Raw genomic sequence first — 23,337 nt, forward strand, 5'->3', positions numbered from 1 at the left:
CGCGTGCCGGTCGAGCCCGAGTCGTGGCATGTCCAACGAGACCGTGGCTTCCTGGGTGTGGTGGGGGTCGAGGTTCACGACCACCAGAACCGTGTCCGTGCCGTCGCGCTTGCTGTACGCGATCACGGCGTCGTTGTCGGCCTGGTGGAAGTGGACGTTCCGGAGCCGGCGCAGCGCGGGGTGCTCCCGCCGGATCCTGTTCAGCGAACCGATGAGCGGTGCGATGGACGTGCCCGTCCGCTCGGCGGATTCCCAGTCCCGCGGTCGCAGCTGGTATTTCTCCGAGTTGAGATAGTCCTCGGTACCGGCTCTTGCCGCGGTGTTCTCGCACAGCTCGTATCCCGCGTACATCCCCCAGGTGGGCGAGAGTGTCGCCGCCAGGACGGCCCGGATCTCGAAAGCGGGCCGGCCGCCGTACTGAAGGAACTCCGGGAGGATGTCGGGGGTGTTGACGAAGAAGTTGGGCCGCATGTAGGCGGCCGTGTCACCGGAGAGTTCGGTGAGGTATTCGGTCAGTTCCTCTTTGGTGTTGCGCCAGGTGAAATACGTGTAGGACTGCTGGAAACCGATCGTGCCGAGCGTGTGCATCATCGCCGGGCGGGTGAACGCCTCGGCCAGGAAGATCACATCAGGATCGGTGCGATTGATCTCCCCGATCACTTCTTCCCAGAACATGACCGGCTTGGTGTGCGGATTGTCCACGCGGAAGATCCGTACGCCATGACCCATCCAGAACCGCAGAATGCCGAGTGTCTCCTCGACCAGGCCCGGCATGTCCTTGTCGAAGGCGATCGGATAGATGTCCTGGTACTTCTTCGGCGGGTTCTCCGCGTACGCGATCGAGCCGTCGGAGCGGTGCTGGAACCATTCCGGGTGCTTCTCCACCCATGGGTGGTCCGGGGAGCACTGGAGCGCGAAGTCCAGGGCGACTTCGAGGTGCAGCGCGGTCGCGGTGCGCACGAACGCGTCGAAGTCGTCGATCGTGCCGAGATCGGGGTGGACGGCGTCGTGCCCGCCCTCCGGCGAGCCGATCGCCCACGGCACCCCGACATCCTCACGATTCGCCGAGAGGTTGTTGTCGGGGCCCTTGCGGAAGGTCGTACCGATGGGGTGGATCGGCGGCAGATACACGACGTCGAAACCCATGTCGGCGATCGCGGACAGCCGCCGGGCCGCGGTCCCGAACGTACCGCTGACCGGTGGCTTGCCGGGCTCGACCACCGCGCCCTCCGAGCGCGGGAAGAACTCGTACCAGGAGCCGAACAGCGCCCGCTCCCGTTCCACCAGCAGGGGGAGCGGGGCCGAACGGGTGATCCGCTCCCGCAGGGGGTGCGCGGCGAGTGCCGTGTCCACGTCCGGAGTCAGGGCGGCGGCGAGACGGGCGGACGGTGGCCGGGCATCGTCGCGAAGGGCGTCCGCGGCGGTCAGGACCGCCGCTCGGCCGGCGTCGCCCGGCACTGTGGAGGCGGCCCGCTCGTACAACTCGGCGCCCTCCTCCAGGACCAGCCCCACGTCGATCCCGGCCGGGATCTTTATGCGGGCCGACCGGCGCCAGGCGGACACCGGGTCCGACCACGCCTCCACCCAGTAGGTCCACTCGCCCATGGCCGTGGGCGTGACGTCGGCGCCCCAGCGGTCCGTACCGGGGGCCAGTTCCCGCAGGGGGGTCCACGGGCCGGTGCGCCCGTCGGGGCCGCGCAGCACGACGTTCGCGGCGACCACGTCGTGGCCCTCGCCGAACAGCGTGGCGGTGACCTGGAAGGTCTCGCCCACCACCGCCTTCGCGGGGCGGTTGCCGCGGTCGACGGCCGGCCGGACGTCGACGACGGGGACTCGGCCGATCGGAACGACGGTCGTGCGGCCAACAGGGGGGACGTGGCCGCCGGCCGGGTTCTCGGTCATGTGATTCATCTCCGTCGTCGATGTCCTTGTGCAGGTCCGTGGTCGTCCACGGGTCGGAGGGCTCTTCCTAGGTCGCGGGGCTCACCGCGAGTTGGTCGGAATGCCCCGGAAGCGCGCCGATGGGCGGGCCGTGGTCGGCCCGTTCGCGGCGCCTGGCCGAATTGGCCGACAGATAGCGCTCGGCGGCGTGTACGGCCTCACGTGCGCAGCGTTTGCCCATGAGGACGCAGAGCGTGTAGCCCGTGTCCTCGAAATTGCCTCGCGCGCCGTGGTCGGCGGGAGCCGCGAGCATCATGCGTTCCCAGGCCCGGTACAGCTCCAGCAGCCTGGCGACCTCGTCTTTGGCAGGCAGCAGCATCTCACTGGTCACCTTCCATTCCCTCGGATGCGCACGGTTCGCCCGGATGTGCGTGATGACCGTGCACGCGGAGGTATCGACCGACTACGACGGCCGACACCTTCACTCATGGTGCACGTGCGGCCACTCAACGTCCTGTTGTCGATTCAACGACATTGGTCCGGCGCTCGGGTTGCACGAATGGAGTACCGCTCGCACCCTGGGAATGACTCAGAAGCGATCACTGCTCACGCTCTGTATTCAGAGCTCGGCCCACCGGGGCGAGGAGGAGCGAGAGCTTCGCCGGTTGCCGGTGAGGAGCCAACGACGATGAAGACCGCAGTCCCCTGCTACTACCACCTCGACATCGAGGTCAGTCCGGAGCGGGTCGATCAGGTCAGGCGCATTCTGGCCGCCCACCTCCGGTACTGGAACCTGGAGAACCTCGTCGAGCCCGTCTGCCACTGCGCGGAGCTGCTGCTGCGGACGATCGACGCGCACGCGACGGACAAGAACACCACGCTTGAGATGTGGTGGAACGGCCAGCACCTCATCACCGCGATCGCGGACATCGACGGGAAGTCCCACCCGGAGTCCGCGACACGGGGCTGGCTGGCGCACGTCGCCGCGCTGAGCGACGGCTGGGGGTGCTGTGCCACGGGCAGTGGCGGACGGATCGTCTGGTTCTCCCGCCGGGCCCGTGCCATGGAACGCGCCCCGCTGGTCCCGACCGCACCCGCGCCCAGCCTGCGCGAAGCCCGGCGTACGCCCCGCGAGTTGCCGGTACCGGCCCTGGCGGCGCCGGTGCCCGAGGAGCCGCTCGTGGGTGCGGCGGCCGAGTGACGGCGACCGTTCGGCCCGCGACCGCCGAGGCGGTCGCGGGCCGAACGGCTTGCCGTACGCGGAGCCAGGCCGACCGGACGCCGTAGGCACGGTGTCCGGTCGGCCGCGGGGCGGGTCAGCCGATCCGGACCTCCCCGTAGGGGACCAGCCGGACCGGCCCCAGCAGCCCGTACGCCGCCCGGGTCAGACCGCCGTACACGGCGGGGTCGCTGACGCGCAGGCGGTTGGCGAGCGGGGTGGCCACCTCGACCTCGATGATGTTCGTGCCGCGTTCGAGCAGGTCGACCAGGTCCACCACGGGGCGGATCTGGTCGACCGGGTCGAGCCGGTGGCCGTTGACCGTGACCCGGCAGGTGTCCGTGACCGAGCCCAGCTCCAGACGTGCGCCGTGTCCGCCGGTCCAGCCGCTGCCGAGGGTGACGGTGGTGCGGTAGCGGCCGATGCCCGAGACATCCGCCAGCTCGGGGATCTGCGACCAGGGCACCAGCGCGTCCAGCGTCAACTCGTGCTCGACGACAGTCGTTTTTGTCGCCGAGGCGCCCGGCCGCCAGTCCTGGACACGCAGGTTCCACGACGTCAGTTCCATCGGCTCCGGGATGTCCTTCAGCGTGGCGCTGACGGCGCGTCCCTTGGAGAGCGTGGTCCGGTACGTACCCGCGGCCGTGGCACGGACGGTGAGACCGGCGTCGGTGAAGCGCACCTCCTCGGCCTCGCTGTCCACGGCGTACGGGCGGGAGCCGTTGCGGTCACCGAAGAGCCCCGGCCCGCCGATCGCCACGATGAGGGTCTCCGCGGGCTGCAGGGTCACCCGCACGGTGACCGAGTCGCCGTCCTGCGTGTAGCGGGCGACGCGCTCCGCCTTCCCGGTCCACGGATCCAGCAGGTACGGCACACCCTTGGCCGTGGTGCGGTGCAGAGTGACCTCGTGGTCGATCGCGGCGACCGCCGGCTTGACCGTCTCGGCGTGCTTGCCGTTGCACAGGTAGTAGTAGTCGACACCGTCGGCCACCCGGTGCGCGTTGAGAAGGGTCGAGGCACTCGCGTACGTGACGTCGGGCCGTACTCCGAGCGCGGTGAGCGCGTCACCGACCAAGGTCTTGTCGGTGACCTTGCGGACCAGCGGCTGGGCCAGCAACTCCTTCACCACGGACAGCAGTTCGTCGCTCTCGCCGCTGTCCGGGACGCCGGGCGGCACCACCGTGTCCCAGGCACCGAGCAGCACGATCGGCAGTCCGGCACGGGCGAACCGCAGCAGGGCGCGCGCGTCCCGCAGGGCGAGCGTCACCGTGGACCCGTAGAAGAAGTCGCCCTCCACGAACAGGGCCTTGTACGCGGGGCCGTCCGGTGCGAGCCGTCCCTTGCGCACGACGGCGGACGGCAGGTCGAGGAGCGGGCCGCTGAGGAACTGGTGGCTCCAGCCGAGCGTGATGCCCGTGGCGGTGAACCAGGACGCGCCGATCCCGGTGGCCGTGTAACCGGTCTGCCGGAACACCGCCACGTCCGCCTTGGCCCGACCGGTCTGCAGCACCTGGTGGACACGGCCCAGGTAGCCGGAGACGTCGGAGACGTGCTTCCAGGTGGGATGCCTGGGACCCCAGGACTCGCTGTAACCGGCCACCCCCTTGTACGGGGTGAAGGCCGCGTATCCCGGCCAGCTGACGCCCGGGAACTCGGCGTAGGAGAAGCCGTGGACGACCGTCTGGTTGACCCCGGCGGCATAGGCGCCGCCCATGGTGCGCAGGAACCGCTGCCACGTGGTGCTGTACGCGCTGCCCGTGTACGCGCCGGCCTCGCACGAGAGCACCGTGTTCCCGGCCATGTCACGGCCACCGGCCAGGCACCGGTAGTCGTCGAGGTTCTTGAAGCCGAGCGACTCGCCCTCGGCGATGTCGAGGATCGCGGCCGTGGCGATGGCGTCGGTCTGCAACCCGTAGGGCTGCGAGCGCAGTTCAAGGCCCAGCGAGTGGGCCCAGGTGCGCAGCGCCGTGAAGTGGTGCTTGTTGACGAGGGTGGAGACCGTCTCCCAGAAGTCGTGCCGGATCTGGCGGGTGACGGCGGCCTCGAAGGCGTACACCTGGTTGCTGTTGTCCAGGACCAGGGCGGGCAGCAGCGGCAGCAGGGAACGGCCGGTGTGCTCGCGGAACGCGTCGGGCAGGCCCGGCGTCCACTGGAGTCCGTCGGTCTCCAGCTCGATGGAGTCCTCGAAGAGCGCGCCGCCGGACACCTTCAGCAGTCGGCGCACGGACTTCGTGAGGATGTGCTTCTCCCAGAAGTCGGTCACCGCGCGCGTGCCGGCCGCGCTGAAGTGGTCGACGACGTAGGCGGGCGGGTCGGTGTGCGGTCCGGCCTCCGGGGTCTGGCCGGAGCCGCGTACCCAGTACGTGATCACGACCCAGGTGCCGTCGTCGGGCGCGGTCCAGTCGAGGGCGCCGTCGGTGACCGTGGAGGTGAGATCGCGGACCGAGTCCAGGTCGAGGCCGGTCTCCTTGCGGGTGGAGTTCGCGGTGTTCACCCGGGCGGCCTGCACCAGGAGCAGCCGCTGCGCGGTCACACCGGACGCGGCCTCGTGGACGGGCTTCGGGACGGGCCCGGAGAACGTGGCGCCCGGGGCCAGGGTGGCCGCACCGTGGGCCAGTTCCTTGACGGCCGCGTCGCTGTCGGGGGTGATGCCGGGTACGGCGGCGGGCCAGCTGGGTCCGACGGTGAGGTCGACGGTGAGACCGCGCCGGGCGGCCTGGCTCAGCGCGGCCTCCACTCCCGCGACCCAGGCGGCGGTTCCCCAGCCGTGGCGGGCCGTGTCCAGGGAGGAGGTGTCGGTGACGCTGTGGTGGACGGCGGCTATCTCGGCGCCGCCGAAGCCCGCGTCGGCGATCTGGTCGATCTCCCGCCTGATCTCGTCCGGCTGCACCAGGCCGTCGGGCCACCACCAGCGGAACTTCGGGCGCACCGCGCGGCCCGGCTCGGCGAAACGCAGGGAGGAGGAGCCGGTGGCTCCCGCGGTGGCGGCGGAGGCGCTGCCGGACGCCGCCCAGTCGATGACGCCGGCGGCGGCCGCCGTGGCCGCCGCCGCGGCGAGGACGGTACGGCGCGGGAGACCCGCCCGGGGCACTGCGGTGTGGTCGTTCATGGTTCTTGTCCACTCTTGGAACTTGGAGGGCAGCACAAAGAGGACCCCCTGAAGGGTCCGGGGAATTGAATCGTTTTAATCGCTGCGAAAGTAAGTCGCTCGATCGAGAGCCGTCAAGAAGCGTGCACGACACAAATTTTTTGGTGCCCGCTCGCGAGGCGTCGTCGGAGTCGGCTGAGGGCTGTCCCGTAATCCCCGGTGGATCAGCGCGCGGCGTCAGACGCGGTGCATCGCAAGGCGGAGGGTCGTCCTCATACTGGGCGTGTTCGGGCGATCCGACAACGCAGCGAGGTGCCGTAGCTGTCGTCGTGCGCCCGCCGGGGATTACGGGACAGCCCTTAACGGCGGATGTCCTCGACCTCGCCGAAGCCGCCCGTCGGGCTCCAGCGCAGCCGTGTGAGCCACTCGGTGGACGATCTCGTGAACAGCAGATCATCGGTGCCGGCCACGGTCGCGGCCTTCTCCCAGCCGTCGAAGTCCTCGGTCGCCCTGGTGTCCCAGGTCGCCAGGTTCCGCGTGCCGACCGCCGCGACCGACTCCGTCGGCGGTTCGCCGTCCGCGCAGTACACACCCCAGTTCGCGATCGCCGTGACCGTGTCGCGGAAGGCCTTGAGCGTGATGCTCTGGCACGCGTCGCCCTCGGTCGCGTACACCAGGCGCGGCCTGCTCCACGGTCCGCCGGCGGTGTCCTGGTGCTGCTCCATGAGGCCGCGCCCGGCGGCGTAGTACATGCCCACGCGGCCGCCGTCGGACCAGGGGACGTCCTCGACGAAGCGGGCGTGCGACGGGGTGGGGGAGCCGCCGCCGGAGTCCCCGGCGCCCGCGCCTTTGGCCTCCGGGCCCCCGCAGGCAGCGGTGGACGTCAGCAGTGCCGCCGCCGCTGCCGCCGTCGCCGCACGGGCCGACCAGCGGGCGCCCTGTACTCGTCGCATGTGTCTCCCCCGACTCCCGGCTCCCGTCGCGTGGCCCTCGGCGCCGTCACGACGGTGGACCCGCACAGAGCTGTGCGGGCACGGTCCATGGGATCACGGCTCGTGGGATCGCGGCTCGTGGGCGCCGGCTCACCCGAAGACGTTGTCCGTCTCGTCCCAGCCGAAGGGATCGCCGACGGGTGCGGGCGGCAGGGCCCGGGGAGTGCGCGAGGAGGACTGGTACATCGCCTCGATCTCGGCCGCGTACCGGTCCGCGATGGCGTCCCTGCGCAGCTTCAGCGACGGGGTGAGCAGTCCGTTGGCCAGATCGAACGCCTCCGGCAGCACCCGGTACACCCGGATGGACTCCGAGCGCGACACGGTGGAGTTGGCCGCGCCGACCGCGCGGTTGATCTCCTCCCGCAGAGCGTGCTCCTCGCGCAGTTCGCGGTCGTGGGCGTCGCCCGGCACGGCGTGCACCGAGCGCCAGTGGGCGAGGTACTCGGGGTCGAGGGTGATCAGGGCACCCACACAGGGCCGGTTGTCACCCACGACGACCGCCTGGTGGACCAGCGGATGGACCCGCAGGCGCTCTTCGAGGGCCGCGGGAGCGACACTCTTGCCGCCGCTCGTGATGACGATGTCCTTCTTGCGGCCGGTGATGCTCAGATAGCCCTCGTTGTCGAGCCTGCCGATGTCGCCGGTGGCCAGCCAGCCGTTGTGGAGCGCGGCCCGGTTGCCCTCCTCGTCGTTGACATAGCCCTGGAACACCGAGGGCCCCCGGACGAGGATCTCCCCGTCGTCGGCCACATGGATCTCCGTGTCGGGCAGCGGCTGTCCCACGGTGCCGAACTTCTCCCGGCCGACGGGCTGGGCCGTGATGCCGCCGCTCGTCTCCGTGAGTCCGTACCCGTCGTGGACGAGGATCCCGATCCCCGCGTAGAACAGGGCCAGTTCACGGTTCAGCGGGGAGCCGCCCGACACGGCGCCGCACACCCTTCCGCCCAGTGCCGCGCGGAGCTTGCGGTACACGGTCTTGTCGTAGACGGCGTGCTGCAGCCGCAGATCGAGGCCGGGGCCCGCACCCGTGCCCAGCCGCTGCCGCTCGGCCGCCGCGGCGAAGTCCCGCGCGGTCCGCACGGCACGCTCGAACAGGGCGCCCTTGCCCGCCTCCTCGGCCTTGCGGAGGAAGTTCTTGTACAGCTTCTCGAAGACGAACGGGACGGCGTAGAGGTAGGTGGGCCTGAACGACAGCAGGGCGTCGGCCAGTGTCTCCGCGCGCAGGTCGGGTTCGTGGCCCATGAGCATGCCGCCGCGCATGCACAGCCCCTGGATCATGAGGCCGTAGACGTGGGAGAAGGGCAGAAAGGCCAGGACGGCAGGCTGCTGCCCTGGTCGCGCGGCGGTGTGACCCCACCCGGCCAGCAGGGTGTCGCAGGGGCTCGCCAGACTGCTGTGGCTCAGCGCGCAGCCCTTGGGGTGTCCCGTCGTGCCCGAGGTGTAGGCGATGACGGCCGTCGAGTCCGGCAGCACGATCCGGCGCATCGACTCGACGGTGGTGACCGGTACCGAAAGGCCCGACTCCGCCAGGTCGGCGAGCGCCCCGGCGTCGAGCTGCCAGACGTGCCGCAGGGCGGGCAGCGTGGCGCACACCGAGCCGACCGTCATGATGCCCTGCTCGTCCTCCACCACCACGGCGACGCAGCCCGCGTCCTGGAGGATCCACGCGACCTGTTCGTGCGAGGAGGTCGGATGGATCGGGACGATCTCGGCGCCCACCGTCCACAGGGCGTAGCTGAGCACGGTCCATTCGTAGCGGGTGCGTGCCATGACGGCCACGCGGTGGCCCGGGAAGATCCCGGCCGCGATGAAGCCCCGTGCCACGTCCACCACCTGGTCCCGCAGTTCGACCGCGGTGACCTGCGACCAGGCTGCGGGAGAGGTGTCGGAGCGGCGTGCCAGTTGCGGCAGGTGGGGATCGCGTGCAGCTGTCTCGAAGAGACTGTCCGCGAGCCCGCCCTGCATCAGGGGCGAGGCCTGTCTAAATACTTCCAAGGGGTGCATGTGCCGCTCCAGAATCTCCTCAGAGCGCCCCTCCGATGGAGTCCGGAACCGAGGGCGTTCGAAATCTAGCCCACGACGGCGGGAGTTGGGTCACGAACGGACGATCGACCTGTCCTGATCTCGTTGCGCTGCGCCACCGGGCCACTTCGGTCCGTCGAGCGGAAAACGGTCCTGGGAGGCACTGGCGAAGGTGGACGACAGCGGGGTGTTCGACGCGTATTCCATCGCGTCGTGACCGACGTTCGCGTGGGGCGTCCGGTACTTCGTGTTGGTCCACGGAACCGGGTCGTAGCCGCTGTACCAGGTCCGGTTCGGATCAGTGCCCACCGGGCAGCTGCTCGGGTCGATGGAGGCCAGGAGCTGGATGTCCGGATTGCGCCGTAGGTCGTTCGACCAGCTGTACCGCTCGTCGACCGACGACGCGAAGGGGGCGGGCAGTTTTCGGTCGAGGCGTGTGTGCGGTCCTCCACCCGCGAAGTGGCCGACGTCGGACCCCAGGTGTTCGACCTGAAAGTGCCGCTGCCGAGGAACCGCTGGTGGTACCGGGGCCATCGGCCCGCGGCGTGGGCGGGGCCGCCGCCACGGCGCTCGCCGCCGACGCCGGCAGGGCGAGGACGGGGAGCAGTGTCCTGGGCGTGGTGGTGGGGCGAGAAAACGGCGTCCGCGAGGAAGTAAGGGCGACACGGTCTCTGGAGGGGCGGTCCGCGGTACCCGTCACTACGATGAAGGAGATCGTCGCGCCGTCCAGCGGCCGGTGTGCGAGGGGGCCGACCGACGTCAGGAGGGCCGCCGTGAGCACGATCGCGGTGAAGGCCGCCCGGCTGAGGAGCGGGCTCGTCCTTCCGTACGCGGAGGCGGGGTACCCGGAGGGCGTCCCCGTCGTCTTCGTGCACGGCCTCGCGGACTCCTGGTGGACGTTCGAGCCGCTGCTCAGACAGCTCCCCGCCGCCTTGCACGGGTACGCGCCCACCCAGCGCGGCCACGGCGACGCCGAACGGCCGCCGGACGGCTACGGCCCGGAGGACTTCGCGGGTGACCTGGTGGAATTCCTCGACGCCGTGGGCATCCGCCGTGCCGTCCTGGTCGGCGCGTCGAGCGGCGGTGTGGCCGCGCGGCTGGTCGCGGGCAGCCATCCCGACCGGGTGGCGGGTCTGGTCCTGGCGGGCGTCCCGGCCACCCTCGCCGACAAGCCGGCCGCCGTAGCCCTGGGCAAGAAAGCCAAGGACCTGGCCGACCCCGTGCCGCGCGCCTTCGTCGAGGAACTGCTCGCCGGCCTCACCGCCCGCCCGCCGGGACGCGGACTCCTCGCGACGATCGCCGGGGAGAACCTGAAGGTGCCTGCCCGGGTATGGCGGGAGACCCTGCGCGGCCTGCTGGAGACGGACCTGGCGGCCACGATGAAGGGGATCCTCGTCCCCACGCTCGTGCTGTGGGGCGACGCCGACGGCATCCTGCCGCGCTCCGACCAGCAGCACATGCTCGACACGCTCTACGACGCGAGGCTCGTCGTGTACGAGGGTGCCGGTCACGCCCTGTACTGGGAGGAGCCCGAACGGCTCGTCCAGGACGTCGCCGCCTTCGCCGCCGAGGTGCTGCCCGGCCGTCCGAACGGCCGGGCAGCACCTCGGCTCTGACGCGCCTTCGGACGCCGCTCAGGCGTTGGGGTCGAACGCGATCCCCGACGGCTTCGCCGACGAGAGGTGCGAGTTGAACGTGCTGTCCTTGATGCCGAGCGTCGCACTCCCGAAGTTGTACGAGGTCAGCGTGGAACGCAGACTGCCCGGGTAGCCGTTCCAGCCGACCAGCGGGGGGCGCTGCCAGGTCCCCTTGTGGTTCTCCGGCGGCTCGTCGCCGGCGGTCGCGGCACGGAAGCAGTGCGTGCTGATCCCGTCCTTGTGATAGACGACCTTGGCATGTGTGCCGTCCCAGCGGATCGCCGAACGGTTGTGGACCGTGAACGAGCCGTGGTTGGACGTCGAGACGTACTGGGCCTCGTTGTTCTGCACCCAGACCACGACGTGCTCCCAGTCGTGCCGGTGCCCGCCGAGCCCGCTGCCGGCCACGGCCTGGTCCTTCTCGAAGTAGGAGCCGTAGACGATCGCGCACCAGCCGTTGTTGCACTTGGAGCGCGAGTAGGTGTTGACGCTGTCCAGGTCGGAGGCGTCGCGGCACTGGCCGTTCACGGCGCCGCTCGGGTTGAGCCCGCCGTTGACCGTTCCGTCGGGGCCGATGGCCGATGTGGCGTAGCAGCCGTCCGTGTCGTAGTCGTACGTGGGCTGGAACGTCGAGTCCAGCGCCTCCGCGTTGGCGGGCAGCGCGGCGGGCGGCGCCGCCAGGGCGGTGGCCGGGAATACCAGGACCAGAGCCGCGGCGCCCGCCAGTACGCCGAGTGACTTCCGGCCCAACCGCCGGGATCCGAGGAACTTCGATGCCGGTCTGCCGTTCACAGGTGTCCTCCTCATAGGCCCCGTACAGGCCAACGCCCTTTGTGACATGTGCAGCTCAGAGTCGCGGATTTTCACTCGCGTGCCAAGAGGCCCCAGTGGTCACAACGGTTACGGAGCGCCCAACACTTGTCGCTCAACCGGCCCAAGAACGTCACACACGAGGAGGGTTGGTGGAAAGCTGTGCCGCATGAGCGCGCCGCAGGTCACCCGGCCGAGGGGTGACGGGCACACCGCCCCCCACCCGCCCGGACCGGCGACCGCAGGTGAACGACCGGCCCGCTTCGACGGATTACTGCGGTATGTCCGGCCGGCGCGGCGTCGGCGGTGGCTGTACGCGCTGGCCGTCGTCGCACTCCTCGCCGAGATGGCGTTCGCGATGGTCACCACCGCCGTCGCGCAGACCCCCACCATCGACGAACCCGTGTACGTGGCCTCGGCCGAGGTGTATCTGAAGGAACGCAGCTTCCGTTACAACCCCGAACACCCGCCCCTGGGCAAGCTGATCATCGCGTCCGGCCTGGTGTTCACCGACGCGCGCCTCGACCCCGGCTTCGTCGGAAGCCAGACGGCACTCGGACGGCACGTCCTGTACGAGTCGGGCAACGACCCCGGCCGGCTGATGCTGTACGCACGCCTGCCGGTCATCGTCCTGACGCTGCTGTTCGGGTTGGTCGTCCTCGCCTTCGCCCGCGACCTCACCGGCCCGCCCGGCGGCCTCGTGGCACTTGCCCTCTACGCGTTCTCGCCTGACGTCATCGCCAACGGTTCGCTGGCCACGCTCGACGTGCCCGCGACCGGGTTCCTGCTCACGGCCCTGTGGCTGCTGTGGCGCGCCCGGCGGCGACCGCACCTCTGCCTCCCGCTCGCCGGTCTGGCCCTGGGCGCGGCGGCGGCCACCAAGATGAGCGTCCTGCCGGTGATCCCGGTGCTGATGCTGCTGGGTGTCCTGTCGTTCCGGCACGCCCGCCGGACACCGGGTCCTGACGCTCGGACCACCGAACCCGACACCCGGACCCAGCGCCCGCGACCCGACGCCCGCGCCCGGATCAGGGTCCTCGCGTACGGGGCGGCGGCCGCGGTCGGGATGGCACTGGTCGCGGTCGCCGTCGTGTGGGCCACCTATCTCGTCGTGGACCCGCGGATGCGCTGGGCGGCCCCCGAGAACGTGCCGGACATCCGCGGGACGCGCGGCCGGATCGCGGCCTGGCTGCCGTTCCCCGAGGCCTACCGCGACGGCATGCGCATCCAGTTCGGCTTCGAGTACGACATCTGGCAGGGATTCCTGTTCGGGCGGCTCTACGAGGGCTCGCTCTGGTACTACCTGCCGGCCGCGCTCCTGGTGAAGACCCCGCTCGGCATGCTCGCACTGTGGACCGCGGGCTCCGTCGCGATCCTCGCCGTACGCGGACTGCGCCCGGCCGCTCCGTATGTGCTCGTCCCCGCCGCCGTACTGCTCGCCATCTCCATGCACGGCGCCCGGGATCTCGGCGTGCGCTACGCCGTCTTCATGCCGATGTTCCTGGCGGTCGCCGCAGCGGGAGTCACGTTCCTGGGCCGCCGCCCGGCCCACTGGGCGACGGCGGTACTGGTCTGCTTCGTGGCGGTCAGCTCGCTGCGCACCTACCCGTACTACCTGCCCTACTCCAACGAGGCGTTCGGCGGACCGTCGAAGACGCATCTGCGGCTGCACGATTCGAACGTCGACTGGGGCCAGGATCTGGGCCGCCTCGCGGACCACCTCGACCGGCGCCACTTCGGTGAGCGTGTCTGGCTGGTCCACAAGGGCGCCGGTGTGCCCTCGTACTACGGCATCGACGCGTCCGACCCGCTCAGGGCCCCCCTCGGCGAGGTGCACGGACTGCTGGTGGTGTCCGACTCCGCGGTGGCGAAGGCGGACGGGCGGCTGGCCGCACTGCTCGACACCAGCACGCCGATCGGCGACGTCGGCCACTCGATCACGGTGTTCCGGCGTCGCTGACACCGACCGTCAGGGGTCTTGCCCGTCACGGGCTGTCACGCGGCGGACAGCCTCGGCAGGATTGTTCAGTCACAATTGCCGCTCGCGCCCCACTGGTTCGGCCGCGGTGAGGGTACCGTCCCGTCATGAAGACGCGTCGCAGGAGTCCTGTGCGGAGACGCGGCGCGGCCAGGGCGATCGTGACGGCCCTCATGTGCGTACTGGTGGCACTCCCCGCGAGAAGCGGGGCCGCGCCGGAGGCGGCCGCCTCCGCACCGGACACCGCCCGGGACCACTACGTCGGCACGTTCAACATCTACGGGAACATCGGCCACCGGGGCGACGCCGGCGACTGGATCAGGGACGAGGCGGACGCCATCCGGGACCTCACCCTCGGTGACATCGGCCGGTGGTTGTTCATCGGCCTCCAGGAAGTCTGCAAGACCCAAGGGGAGCGGTTCGCGCGGGAGTTGGGTCTGCGTAGCGCGTTCGTCGACACCGGTACGAACTGCGCCGACGGCCAGCCGTACGGGAACACCCTCCTCTTCCACTCGGCAGCCAGGATCCTGCCACCGGCACTGCTGCCCAACCCGGACGGCAGAGGCGGCGAGCGGGGCGTCATCTGTGCCGTCGTCCGCGCCGCGGACGGGCCGGACCCGGCGGGGGCACCGGTCACGGCGTGCAGCACGCACCTGTCCGTCGGCGGCGCGAAGGACGCGGAACGGCAGGCGCAGACCGGGTTCATCCACGACGAGTGGAAGCCGGACGGCATCCACCGGCTCGGCGCCACGGGCCCGGTCGTGCTGGCGGGCGACCTGAACGCACCGCCCGACGCGCCGGAACTCGACGTCCTGTACGGCGGCAACGGCAGCGAGGCGAGTGGCCTCCGTGAGACCGGACCGGCGTACACCCGGCCGACCTACGACGACGGCCGCAAGATCGACTACCTGTTCACCTGGGGCGAGGGGGCGACAGGGCGCTGGCACTGCACCGGCGCGCGCCGGACGGTGAACTCGGACCACAGCTTCTACTACGGCGTGTTGTCCACGGGCGCCGGATGAGCGGGCGGCCCCGGCGCGAGTGAGCGGGCCGCCTCGGGACGGTGGACGCCACGGGGCCGGTACCCCAGCCGGTCCGCCACTCCCACCAGATCGGCCAGCAGCCAGACGATGGCCAGCCACATCTCGGTGCCCTGGAGACCGGGTTCCCGGCCGGGCCCCGTACCGCCCTCGCCCGGCGGGCCGAAGCCGAAGCCGGTTTTGTCCCGCCACTCTCCCAGCGCGTGCGCCAGTTGTTCCCTGGCCCAGGCCCGCCCCTCGGCGGCCCGGTGGCCGCTCTGCCGGCCGGCGAGCCACAGCGGATGGGCCACGTCCAGCACGTTGCACGCGTTCTGGCGGCCCGCGGCGAACCAGCGCTGATCGCCGCCGTGGTCGAGCACGGTGTCCACCACCCGCTCCGCGTACGGCAGTTGCAGTCCGAACTGGGCGAACGAGCCGCGCGTGAGCCGGTAGCAGCCGTTCACGAGCTGCAGTCGTCCCCCGGCCGGCGAGGAGGTCAGGCCCCACATCCCGGTCCATGGGTCCACCCGGGTGCTCAGCCAGCCGAACAGCGCCTCCAGGGCGCCCGGTTCACCCGCCCCGGCGCCGAGTCCGAGGTTGTGGTGCGCGCCGGTCGCCCAGCAGTCGACCCAGGCACCGGCCGACCAGGCCCGGGTCCGCCAGGGCAGCGACTCCAGACGTGCGACCAGTCGGCCCGCCGTCATGCCCGCCACGGGGCGGACCGGGTGGGCGAAGCGGGAGCCCAGCAGATCCAGCGCGTACCCCACGGACAGTACGTGGTACTCGGCGGCGCCGTCGTCGATCCAGCCGTCCGCCGCGCGGGCGGGCAGCACGCCGGGGCCGCCGTCGTCGGCGAGTTCGGGCACCATTCCCTCGGCCGGGTCCTGCAGCGCGCGCAGCCGCTCGGCGTGCTCGGCGGCGGACAGCTGCGGTGGAGACGAGCCCAGGAGCAGATCGGCGATCTCCACGGCGTCGCAGTGGGCCCGGACGGTCAGCGGTGCGCCGGGCCGGTCGCGGTAACGGCCCGCGTCGGCGTCCCAGGCGCGCGCGAGGAGGTCCACGGCCTGCGCCCGGGCCCGGTCGGCGAACCGGGCGACCGCGTCCCCGAGTCCGCCACCGCCCTCCGCCGTCCCGCGCCGGGCGGGGCCGGACTCGCGCCGGTCGCGCAGCCGACGGGCCGGATTGCCGGCGGCGACGGACCAGGGCGGCAGATCCTTGGTCACCACCGCTCCCGCGCCCACCACGCAGTGGTCGCCGATGGTCACGCCGTCCAGGACGACGACGTTCGAGCCGATCCACACGTCGTCGCCGACGGTGATGCCCTTGCTGGTGAGGGGCTGCCGGTGCACGGGTCGGTCGGGCCCGAACCCGTGGTTGAAGCCGAGGAGCGAACTGTGGGCGCCGATCCGCACTCCGTCCCCCAGCGCGATCCGGCCCCGCACGGTGGCGTACGGATTGACGGTGCAGTCGGAGCCGGTGGTGACCTCGCCGGTGACGTAGGCGTGCCCGGCGATGTACGAGTTCCCGCCGAGCCGCAGTACGTCGGCGAAGACACCGGCGGCGGGCGAGACGAAACAGTGCGGGCCGATGCTCGCGCCACCGGCTGTCAGCCGCTTCTGGTGGTCGGCCTGGGCGTCCCGTTGCGCGGCGGAGGCGCGACCGCCGAAGTCCCAGGGGCAGTGGTCGAAGTAGGAGTCGCCGAGGGCGCTTTCCGAATCCATCACCCCCGAGCATAGAGAGCGCTTACCGTCGCGGCAATGTCTCCCTGTACCGAGCAGGGGTCCGAACGGGTGTATCCGGCACGGCGCCCGGCGGCCCGGACCGTAGCGTGACCACGGCAAGCCAGGATGCTGTGACCTGAGCCCGACACGAACCGACTCGAACCCCTGGTGGCGCGATGTGCTTCAGTGCGACGGCCGATCTCGTGGCGGGCTGCGGCATCACCGCCGTAGGGGTGGCCTGTGTGGCGCGGACCCGCAGGGTGGCCGATCTGCCGATGGCCGCGCTGCCCCTGATCCTGGGCGGGCATCAGATCGTCGAGTCACTGGTCTGGCGCTCCGGCGGCGGTACGGGCCCCGCCACCGTCGCCTGGGCGGCGATCGCTCTGCCGCTGCTCGCGGTGTGGGTGCCGGTGGGCGTGCTGTGGGTGGCGCCGCCGAGCGCGCGGCGACGGCTGATGATCCCGCTCGTCGCGGGACTCGTCACCGCGGCCGTTCTCTCGTACCGTCTCGCCACGCACGGTGTGACGGCGGAGATCCGCGGCCACACCGTCGGCTACGCCATCTCCCTGCCCGCCTCCGCGCTGATCGTGGCGGGCTACCTGCTCGCCACGATCGGCTCACTGCTGCTCTCCGGCGACCGGCACCTGCGCGTCCTGGGCGTCCTGGTGACCGTGGGGGCGGCGACCTGCTGGGCGCTGTGGGAGGCGGAGTTCGTCTCGACGTGGTGCGCGTTCGCGGCGGTGTGCTCACTGGTGATGTACGGCTGGGTTCGTGGGCGGTCCGTATCGCCGGGCGTGGGCAGGGTGTCCGCCGGACGGTGACGGTGACGGTGACGGCGTCGGTCACGGTGACGGCAACGGCGACGGCGACGGCGACCTGAGTCGGCCGCCGCGAGCAGCTCCGCTCGCTGGGCGGGGGAGAGCCCGAGCGTTCCGGCGCCGGGTCCGGGCTCCGCCCCGATCTGCCGAGGCGCCTTGTCCGCGCGGGCGGCCCGGTGTTCGGCGCTCCACGCGGGAGCGCCGAACCGAGAGGCGCGACCGGCGTGGTGACCGCGATCGCCGTCGTGCGCGAGCGCGGGAGGGTGCGACAGCGGGATGGTGCGGGACCAGGGGGCGACTTCGGCCGCTTCTCGCCCTACACCACGAAGGCGCCGAAACCCGACGTGGTCCTGGCTCAGCACGTCGATGGGGCGGACGTCCGTCACAGCCGGGCCCCGGCGCGCGCGCCCCGCCAGGCCAGGTGCGTCATCCGCTGGATGTGACACTGCGCCGTGCGGCGGCTCAGGCCCCATCGCGTGGCCACAGCCTTGCCGGTGACCCCGCCACCAGCAGGGCCCGAGTCGTCGACGTCCAGCGGGACGGTGTCGTCCCAGTAGCGCTCGAACAGGGTGACGAGAGCGGCGAGACGTTGCGGTGGCACGGAATGTCATGTCACTCGATTTCGGTGGCACAGGTGGGACATGTCGCAACCCACGACATCCGGGCGACCGCCCCGAAGGCCCTCACCAGACCCCTGGCTCACTCCCCACCACGGGGGCCGAGGGCCTGCCGTCCACGCCCGCCGGGACGTCGCCCGCGAGCATCACCCGGTGCATGACCCGCGGATGGTCGACCTGCGTGGTGTCGCTCGGAGCCAGATGGATGGTGGCCCGGTTGTCCCAGAAGGCCACGCTGCCCGGCTCCCAGCGGAACCGCACGGTGTACTCGGGCCGCGTCGCCTGGCCCAGCAGCATCTCCAGCAGGGGCGCGCTCTCCGTACGGGAGAGGCCGAGGATCTGCTCGACGTAGTAGCCGTTGACGAACAGCACGCGCTCGCCCGTCTCGGGGTGCACCCGTACCAGCGGATGCTCGGTGGCGATCTGCCGGTCCAGCAGATGGCGTGCGTACGCGTCCTCGCCGGGCCGCGTCTGGTAGCCGACTCCGAGGCGGTGCTCGGCGCGCAGCCCGTCGACGAAGTCCCGCAGCGGGGCCGACAGTCCGGCGTAGGCGGTCGCCAGATTCGACCAGGTGGTGTCACCGCCGTACGGGGGCACGGTCTCGGCGCGCAGGATCGTCGCCGCCGGCGGATCGACACGGGCGCCGTGGTCGCAGTGCCAGCCGCGCAGCAGCGAGTGGCGGCGCCTGCGCAGCCACTCGTCGTGCTCCATGCCGTACCGCCCGCCGAGTTCCAGCCGGTCGGCCGTCGTCTCGATCTCCGGGACGTCGGCGGGCGACGCGCCGCCGCGTCTGCGCAGCCGGACCGGCTCGCCGAACCGGCGGGCGAACGCGACGTGCGAGGCGTGGTCCAGGCGCTGCCCGCGGAAGAACACCACTTTCCAGCGCAGCACCGCCGCCCGGATCTGCGCGACCACCGTGTCGTCCAGATCCCCTGCCAGGTCGACCCCCGCTATCTCGGCGCCGATGTGGCCCGCGACCGGTTCGACCTCGATCCGCGTACCCCTGTCCGTCGTCATACGTGCTCCGTCGATCGTGCGCGGCGACTGGTCGGGGCCAGCATGACCCCTTCCTCCGTAGGGCGACAGTGCGCCTCGGGAACAGGATCACGCGCGCTCGCGAGGGGCCGCGGTCCGCGCCGCCAGTGTGTCGGCATCAGGCCCACCGCCGGTTCGAGAGAGCTACCGGCCATGGCGTGCGGCTCGTCCCGCACTCGCTCGGGGCCGGACAGGCCTCAGGCGCGACCCACCGGTAGCCCGCCGTCCACGCCTGCTCGTCGGCTTCGCGCCGCTCCCGGGTGAGCGCCTGCCACGCGGCGTCCGGGGCCGCGTGGCCGAGGAAGACCATGGCGGCGGCCCGCGGATGGGCGAGGTACCCGTCACGCGCCCGCATCGCCATCTCGCGCAGTGTGACCCGGGAGGGTGTGGTGTGCCCGTGTCGCGTCCTACTCGGGGGTGTGGGCGGAGTACCGGCGGTCCGAGGAGAGCAGGCCGAACAGCAGGTCGTCCGTCCACTCGCCCTTGAGCCGACTGCCCTGACGGAGAAGGCCTTCCTGTACGAATCCGAGCCGCCGCAGCAGCCGGGCCGAACGGGTGTTGCGGGCGTCGCACTCGGCGGACACCCGGTGCAGCCCCCGGCGCCCGAACAGGTCGTCGAGCACCGCCGCCACGGCCTCCGCGGCATAGCCGTGCCCCTGTCGCTCGCCGGCCAGCGTGAACCCGAGCTCGGCCTGCATCAGGTTCTCGTGCAGACAGACCCCCACGTCTCCCACCAGACACCGGTCGGCCTTGAGCTCGATCGCGTACTGGAACCATCCCGGACTCTGCGAAGACCCCTCGGCGAACGACCGAACGATCCGGGCGGCCGTGTCGTGGGGCACGGGCGCGTCCCAGCTCTGATAGCGGGCCACCGCGGGATCGGAGCGGTACGCGGCCAGTGGCGCCGCGTCCTCAGCACGGAAGCGGCGCAGGACGAGCCTGGGGGTCTCCAGCAGCATGGACCTGATCGTCCCACGTCCGACACGATCGCCACGGGCCCTCAGGAGCCGCCGGCGGCCCGGTACGTCAACAGGTAGCGCCAGTACAGGAGTTGCCGTATGCGGGCGCCGGGCAGCAGTCGGGCCGACTCGCGCCGGACGTCGTCGAGCGACATCCGCGGAGCCCGTACGGGAGCCTGGAGCGGCGGGGGTTCGGCCCGGCTCAGCCGCTTGGCCGACCAGACCCCGGCCCGCGCCACGGTGTTGGCGGGCACGGCCGCGAGGTCCCACCAGCTGTGGCCCGCGTAGCAGCCGAGGACCAGCAGGACCCCGCCGGGCGCGAGCGCCTCCCGCAACCGGGTGAGCGTGGTGAACGGCATGTGGTGCAGGCTCGCCAGGCAGGTGATGGCGTCGTAGTGCCCCCTGGGCAGCCGGGCCTCGGAGATGTCCAGCCGCCGGTAGCGTGGGCCCTGGCCGATGCCCTCGGCGACCGCGATCACCCCGGCGTCCGGGTCGACGGCGTCCACCTGGTAGCCGAGCGCGGCGACCCGCCGGGCGAAGCGGCCCGTGCCGCAGCCCACGTCGAGGGCGGTGAGCCCGTGCCGCGGTAACCGGCGCAGCAGCAGACGGTGGTAGTGGTCGTTGTGATCGAAGGGCATGATCGCGACCCTCGCACACGGCGGACGGGGCGTGTCAGGACACGTACGAGGCGTTCTGTGCCGTGGTCACCACCTGCTGGCCGTCGGTCTGGCTCAGGAGGCCCGCCGCGACCCAGGAGTTCACGGTGCTCCGCACCCGTGTGACCAGTGCGGCCTTGGTGGCGAAGGGGGCGCCGGCCCAGATCTCGTCGAGGAGGGTCGTGCCGTCGCTCCGGGCCGCATTGGTGACGCCCGAGTCGGTGGCACCGAGGACGACCTTGGGCTCGGTGCGCCGGAAATAGGCGTGCGTGGGGTCCTCCGTGCCCTCGAAGAACGGGGCGAACTCCGTGCCGTTCAAGGTGTAGTGGAGCGGTTTGCCGGACACGGGGGTGAGGCTCGGCAGCAGGTCCCCGGAGAGGGCCGCGTTGCGGTAGAGCCCGAACTGGAGTCGGCTCGTGGAGCTGTTGCGGGCGACGAGGTCGACCGGACCGTAGAACAGGGTCTGGAGGCCGGGGTCGTCGGGGGTCTTCTCGACGCGGGCGCGGAAGGGGATGGTGACGCGTACGGTGTCACCGCTCTGCCAGGTGCGTGAGACGGCGAAGTAGGTTCCGGCGGCCGGAGTCCCGCTCACGGCGGCGCCGTTGACGGTCACCTTGAAGCCGCTGGTCGCCCAGGACGGCACCCGCAGCCGCAGTTCGAACGCCGCGCTCCCGCCGCCGACGGTGAGGGTGGAACCCTGTTCCCTCGGATAGTCCGTGGTCTGGGTGACGGTGACACCCTTCTCGGCCCATGTCAGGGTGGTCGGGCTGTACAGGTTGACGTACAGCGCGCTCCCGTCGGCCTTCTTGAAGTACACCGAGTCCTGGTACTTGGTGGCGCTTTCCATGCCCGTGCCCTCGCAGCAGGTGGTGCCCTGCTTGGGGGTGTAGTCCCGGACATGGCCGGGCGTGAGGCCGATGAAGTAGGTGACCAGGGGCTTCTCGGCGTCGGCCTTGTCCTGCTTCGAGCCGAGGACCTGGTTGTAGAGGGCGCGCTCGTAGTAGTCCATGTACTTCGGGTCCTGCTCGTGGAGGAACAGCATCCGGCTGAGCTTGAGCAGGTTGTACGCGCAGCACGTCTCGGCGCTGGTGTCGCTGATCGTCCCCGCGACGATCCCGCGGGCCTTCCAGAACTCGGCCGAACTCGTGCCGCCGATGCCGAACATCCGGTGGGGGACGACCATGCCCCAGAAGTTCTTCGCCGCGGTGAGGTAGCGCGTCTCACCCGTCGCGTCGTACAGCCGGACCAGGCCGGTGAAGATCGGGATGTGCTGGTTGGCGTGCAGTCCGTCGAGTGTGTCGGTGTTCGAGGCGCAGGCGTCGATGAGCCTGTCGAGGTCGAACAGCTTGGCCAGCGCGAGGTGGTCGGCCCTGCCCGTGAACGCGTACAGGTCGACGATCGCCTCGACGATGCCCCCGAACTCGCCACTGGAGAAGATGCCCCACATCCGCTGAAGGGTGGCGTCGGGCAGCTTGGACAGCCGGGAGTACATCCAGTCGCACATGCCCGACGCCAGGTCCAGCGCCCGGGCGTCGTCCGTGGCGAGGTAGGCGTCCAGCAGGCCCCTGAGGATCTTGTGCGCGGTGTAGTAGGGCGCCCACACCTTGGTGTAGTCGGAGGTGGTCCTCGTCTCCAGATCGATGAACTGCGTCTCCGGGTACGCGGCCAGGAACCCGGGGTGGCTCGGCCCGCCCCAGGTCCTGCGCAGGGTGGCGGTCAGCCCGCGGCCGGAGGCGTCGGCGAAGACCCCTCCGGTGGTCTCGTCGAAGGCGTACGAGGCCAGGGTGCCGCGGCCAGCGGTGGAGGCGGCGGCGCGGCTGCTCTGCAGGGAGGCGATCTCGGCGGCGGTCAGCGCCCGCGACCACACGTTGAACTCGTCGAAGACGCCCGCGAACACCGGGTCGTCGAAGTTCGAGCGGCCGAGCCAGTTGTTCGTCGGGGTGCCGAGCGACGACGGGTTCAGAGTCATGGAGGCGTTCTGGGCGACCCGGGTGCCGTTGACGTAGAGGCTGCCCGTGCTGCCCGAGATGGTGACCGCGAGGTGGCTCCACTGGTCGAGGGGGAGAGCGGCGGTGCCGTCGAGGCCCTGTTCCGCGCCGGGACCGGCGGTCGTGATGGCGAAGCGCGGTACGCCGCCGGCGTTGCGGGCGGCCAGGTACATGTACCGGGTGTTGTCGTCGCCGAAGTCGAAGATTCGGGCCCAGTCGGCGTGGTGGGTGGGTCTGACCCAGGCGGACAGGGTGATCGCGGCGGAGCCGTTCAGCACGGTGGCCGGCAGGCCGACGTACTGGTAGGAGCCGCGCACGTTCGCCGCCGCGGTGCCGAACCTCCCGGTGGCGGAGAGCACGGCAGGGTCCTTGCGCAGGGCGGCGCGGACGTCCGTGAGCGCTCCGAGCATGGTCCGTATCCTGTCGGCGTACGCCTGGTCGCCGGTGCTCGCGTACGCCTGCGACAGCATGCTCAGGAAGTGGCCGGTGTAGTGGCCGCGGAGGTTGCCGTTGGCTTCGCCGTCCAGCCCCTCCCAGCCGCCGGGGGCGACCGCGCCGCCCGTGGAGAGGCCTGCGTTGGCGCGGAAGACCTGGAGCAGCCGGTTCACGTCGTAGCCGCGGCCGTGGTCGAGCATGAGTTGGCGTTTCGCGGTGAAGAGGCCCTGGCCCACCTGCACGTCCTTGAGGTCGAACGGCCGGAGTGTCCAGGCGGCGGGCGCGGGCAGTGCGGCGGCCACGGCCCGGCTGTCGCCGACGGCGTGGGACATCGCCGGGGTGGCGGTCGCGAGCAGGGCGGCCTGGAGGAGGGTGCGTCTGGGGAGGGCGGGTGCCATGCGTTCCTCGTCTCTGCGCGGGGTCGGCTTCGGCGGGGTGTCCGACGAAGTTCGCAGTTCGCAG

Annotated in this window: 18 protein-coding genes and 1 pseudogene; 5 read left to right on the forward strand and 14 right to left on the reverse strand. The window is 71.3% G+C overall.

Features of this window, described 5'->3' with window-relative positions:
* Positions 1-1,902 (reverse strand): alpha-1,4-glucan--maltose-1-phosphate maltosyltransferase (locus ACIOKD_RS38350; RefSeq protein WP_402092857.1); only part of this gene is annotated, 1,902 nt, incomplete at its 3' end.
* Positions 1,903-1,969: 67 nt separating this feature from the next.
* Positions 1,970-2,260, reverse strand: a complete 291-nt coding sequence (locus tag ACIOKD_RS38355; protein ID WP_402092956.1) for a DUF5133 domain-containing protein — start codon at positions 2,258-2,260, stop codon at positions 1,970-1,972.
* Between the two features lie 309 nt (positions 2,261-2,569).
* Between ACIOKD_RS38355 and ACIOKD_RS38360 the strand changes: the two genes are divergently transcribed.
* Positions 2,570-3,082, forward strand: coding sequence for a pep a2 (locus tag ACIOKD_RS38360; protein WP_402092859.1), 513 nt, complete (start codon positions 2,570-2,572; stop codon positions 3,080-3,082).
* Between the two features lie 115 nt (positions 3,083-3,197).
* Here the strand turns inward: ACIOKD_RS38360 and ACIOKD_RS38365 are convergent, their stop codons facing one another.
* From ACIOKD_RS38365 to ACIOKD_RS38380, 4 genes and pseudogenes are all read right to left on the reverse strand, one after another.
* Complete coding sequence (locus tag ACIOKD_RS38365; RefSeq protein WP_402092861.1) at positions 3,198-6,209, reverse strand: glycosyl hydrolase; 3,012 nt, start codon at positions 6,207-6,209, stop codon at positions 3,198-3,200.
* Positions 6,210-6,547: 338 nt separating this feature from the next.
* Complete coding sequence (locus ACIOKD_RS38370) at positions 6,548-7,141, reverse strand: hypothetical protein (RefSeq protein ID WP_402092862.1); 594 nt, start codon at positions 7,139-7,141, stop codon at positions 6,548-6,550.
* Positions 7,142-7,270: 129 nt separating this feature from the next.
* Complete coding sequence (locus tag ACIOKD_RS38375) at positions 7,271-9,184, reverse strand: AMP-dependent synthetase/ligase (RefSeq protein WP_402092864.1); 1,914 nt, start codon at positions 9,182-9,184, stop codon at positions 7,271-7,273.
* Between the two features lie 129 nt (positions 9,185-9,313).
* Positions 9,314-9,744: pseudogene (locus ACIOKD_RS38380) on the reverse strand (ThuA domain-containing protein); the annotation flags it as partial.
* 231 nt (positions 9,745-9,975) lie between these two features.
* Here ACIOKD_RS38380 and ACIOKD_RS38385 point away from each other — a divergent pair.
* Entirely contained in the window at positions 9,976-10,818 is an 843-nt protein-coding gene (locus ACIOKD_RS38385; RefSeq protein WP_402092866.1) for an alpha/beta fold hydrolase, read from the forward strand.
* Between the two features lie 18 nt (positions 10,819-10,836).
* Here the strand turns inward: ACIOKD_RS38385 and ACIOKD_RS38390 are convergent, their stop codons facing one another.
* Positions 10,837-11,646, reverse strand: coding sequence for an NPP1 family protein (locus tag ACIOKD_RS38390; protein WP_402092867.1), 810 nt, complete (start codon positions 11,644-11,646; stop codon positions 10,837-10,839).
* Between the two features lie 172 nt (positions 11,647-11,818).
* On the opposite strand from ACIOKD_RS38390, the gene ACIOKD_RS38395 reads away from it, so the two are divergent.
* Together ACIOKD_RS38395 and ACIOKD_RS38400 are read left to right on the forward strand one after the other, a co-directional pair.
* Positions 11,819-13,609 carry a glycosyltransferase family 39 protein gene (locus ACIOKD_RS38395; protein ID WP_402092868.1) on the forward strand — a complete coding sequence of 597 codons (1,791 nt, stop codon included), beginning with the start codon at positions 11,819-11,821 and terminating at the stop codon, positions 13,607-13,609.
* A 125-nt stretch (positions 13,610-13,734) separates the two neighbouring features.
* On the forward strand, positions 13,735-14,649 hold the full coding sequence (locus ACIOKD_RS38400) for an endonuclease/exonuclease/phosphatase family protein (protein ID WP_402092869.1): 915 nt from the start codon (positions 13,735-13,737) through the stop codon (positions 14,647-14,649).
* On the opposite strand, the gene ACIOKD_RS38405 is transcribed toward ACIOKD_RS38400, so the two are convergent.
* Entirely contained in the window at positions 14,619-16,367 is a 1,749-nt protein-coding gene (locus ACIOKD_RS38405; RefSeq protein WP_402092870.1) for a DapH/DapD/GlmU-related protein, read from the reverse strand. The genes ACIOKD_RS38400 and ACIOKD_RS38405 overlap by 31 nt on opposite strands.
* 176 nt (positions 16,368-16,543) lie before the next feature.
* On the opposite strand from ACIOKD_RS38405, the gene ACIOKD_RS38410 reads away from it, so the two are divergent.
* Positions 16,544-17,188, forward strand: a complete 645-nt coding sequence (locus ACIOKD_RS38410; protein WP_402092872.1) for a DUF6629 family protein — start codon at positions 16,544-16,546, stop codon at positions 17,186-17,188.
* A gap of 379 nt (positions 17,189-17,567) precedes the next feature.
* On the opposite strand, the gene ACIOKD_RS38415 is transcribed toward ACIOKD_RS38410, so the two are convergent.
* The 6 genes from ACIOKD_RS38415 to ACIOKD_RS38440 all read right to left on the reverse strand — a co-directional run bounded on the left by ACIOKD_RS38415 (position 17,568) and on the right by ACIOKD_RS38440 (position 23,273).
* Positions 17,568-17,786, reverse strand: a complete 219-nt coding sequence (locus ACIOKD_RS38415) for a hypothetical protein (protein ID WP_402092873.1) — start codon at positions 17,784-17,786, stop codon at positions 17,568-17,570.
* An 82-nt stretch (positions 17,787-17,868) separates the two neighbouring features.
* Positions 17,869-18,819 carry a TauD/TfdA dioxygenase family protein gene (locus tag ACIOKD_RS38420; RefSeq protein WP_402092874.1) on the reverse strand — a complete coding sequence of 317 codons (951 nt, stop codon included), beginning with the start codon at positions 18,817-18,819 and terminating at the stop codon, positions 17,869-17,871.
* A gap of 136 nt (positions 18,820-18,955) precedes the next feature.
* The gene (locus ACIOKD_RS38425) at positions 18,956-19,198 is read right to left on the reverse strand and encodes a hypothetical protein (RefSeq protein WP_402092875.1); all 243 of its coding nucleotides are present in this window, start codon (positions 19,196-19,198) and stop codon (positions 18,956-18,958) included.
* 46 nt (positions 19,199-19,244) lie between these two features.
* Positions 19,245-19,796 carry a GNAT family N-acetyltransferase gene (locus ACIOKD_RS38430; protein WP_402092876.1) on the reverse strand — a complete coding sequence of 184 codons (552 nt, stop codon included), beginning with the start codon at positions 19,794-19,796 and terminating at the stop codon, positions 19,245-19,247.
* 41 nt (positions 19,797-19,837) lie between these two features.
* Complete coding sequence (locus ACIOKD_RS38435; protein ID WP_402092877.1) at positions 19,838-20,434, reverse strand: class I SAM-dependent methyltransferase; 597 nt, start codon at positions 20,432-20,434, stop codon at positions 19,838-19,840.
* A 34-nt stretch (positions 20,435-20,468) separates the two neighbouring features.
* Complete coding sequence (locus ACIOKD_RS38440; RefSeq protein WP_402092878.1) at positions 20,469-23,273, reverse strand: beta-L-arabinofuranosidase domain-containing protein; 2,805 nt, start codon at positions 23,271-23,273, stop codon at positions 20,469-20,471.
* Between the last annotated feature and the right edge of the window lie 64 nt (positions 23,274-23,337).

This window comes from Streptomyces sp. NPDC087844 (assembly GCF_044742785.1).
Taxonomy (GTDB): domain Bacteria; phylum Actinomycetota; class Actinomycetes; order Streptomycetales; family Streptomycetaceae; genus Streptomyces.

Excerpts from the sequence above, each read along its gene's own strand:
- ACIOKD_RS38355 (WP_402092956.1), bottom strand. The coding sequence starts at position 2,260 with ATGCTGCTGCCTGCCAAAGACGAGGTCGCCAGGCTGCTGGAGCTGTAC.
- ACIOKD_RS38360 (WP_402092859.1), top strand. The coding sequence starts at position 2,570 with ATGAAGACCGCAGTCCCCTGCTACTACCACCTCGACATCGAGGTCAGT.
- ACIOKD_RS38365 (WP_402092861.1), bottom strand. The coding sequence starts at position 6,209 with ATGAACGACCACACCGCAGTGCCCCGGGCGGGTCTCCCGCGCCGTACC.
- ACIOKD_RS38370 (WP_402092862.1), bottom strand. The coding sequence starts at position 7,141 with ATGCGACGAGTACAGGGCGCCCGCTGGTCGGCCCGTGCGGCGACGGCG.
- ACIOKD_RS38375 (WP_402092864.1), bottom strand. The coding sequence starts at position 9,184 with ATGCACCCCTTGGAAGTATTTAGACAGGCCTCGCCCCTGATGCAGGGC.
- ACIOKD_RS38390 (WP_402092867.1), bottom strand. The coding sequence starts at position 11,646 with ATGAGGAGGACACCTGTGAACGGCAGACCGGCATCGAAGTTCCTCGGA.
- ACIOKD_RS38395 (WP_402092868.1), top strand. The coding sequence starts at position 11,819 with ATGAGCGCGCCGCAGGTCACCCGGCCGAGGGGTGACGGGCACACCGCC.
- ACIOKD_RS38400 (WP_402092869.1), top strand. The coding sequence starts at position 13,735 with ATGAAGACGCGTCGCAGGAGTCCTGTGCGGAGACGCGGCGCGGCCAGG.
- ACIOKD_RS38405 (WP_402092870.1), bottom strand. The coding sequence starts at position 16,367 with ATGGATTCGGAAAGCGCCCTCGGCGACTCCTACTTCGACCACTGCCCC.
- ACIOKD_RS38410 (WP_402092872.1), top strand. The coding sequence starts at position 16,544 with ATGTGCTTCAGTGCGACGGCCGATCTCGTGGCGGGCTGCGGCATCACC.
- ACIOKD_RS38420 (WP_402092874.1), bottom strand. The coding sequence starts at position 18,819 with ATGACGACGGACAGGGGTACGCGGATCGAGGTCGAACCGGTCGCGGGC.
- ACIOKD_RS38425 (WP_402092875.1), bottom strand. The coding sequence starts at position 19,198 with ATGGCGATGCGGGCGCGTGACGGGTACCTCGCCCATCCGCGGGCCGCC.
- ACIOKD_RS38430 (WP_402092876.1), bottom strand. The coding sequence starts at position 19,796 with ATGCTGCTGGAGACCCCCAGGCTCGTCCTGCGCCGCTTCCGTGCTGAG.
- ACIOKD_RS38435 (WP_402092877.1), bottom strand. The coding sequence starts at position 20,434 with ATGCCCTTCGATCACAACGACCACTACCACCGTCTGCTGCTGCGCCGG.
- ACIOKD_RS38440 (WP_402092878.1), bottom strand. The coding sequence starts at position 23,273 with ATGGCACCCGCCCTCCCCAGACGCACCCTCCTCCAGGCCGCCCTGCTC.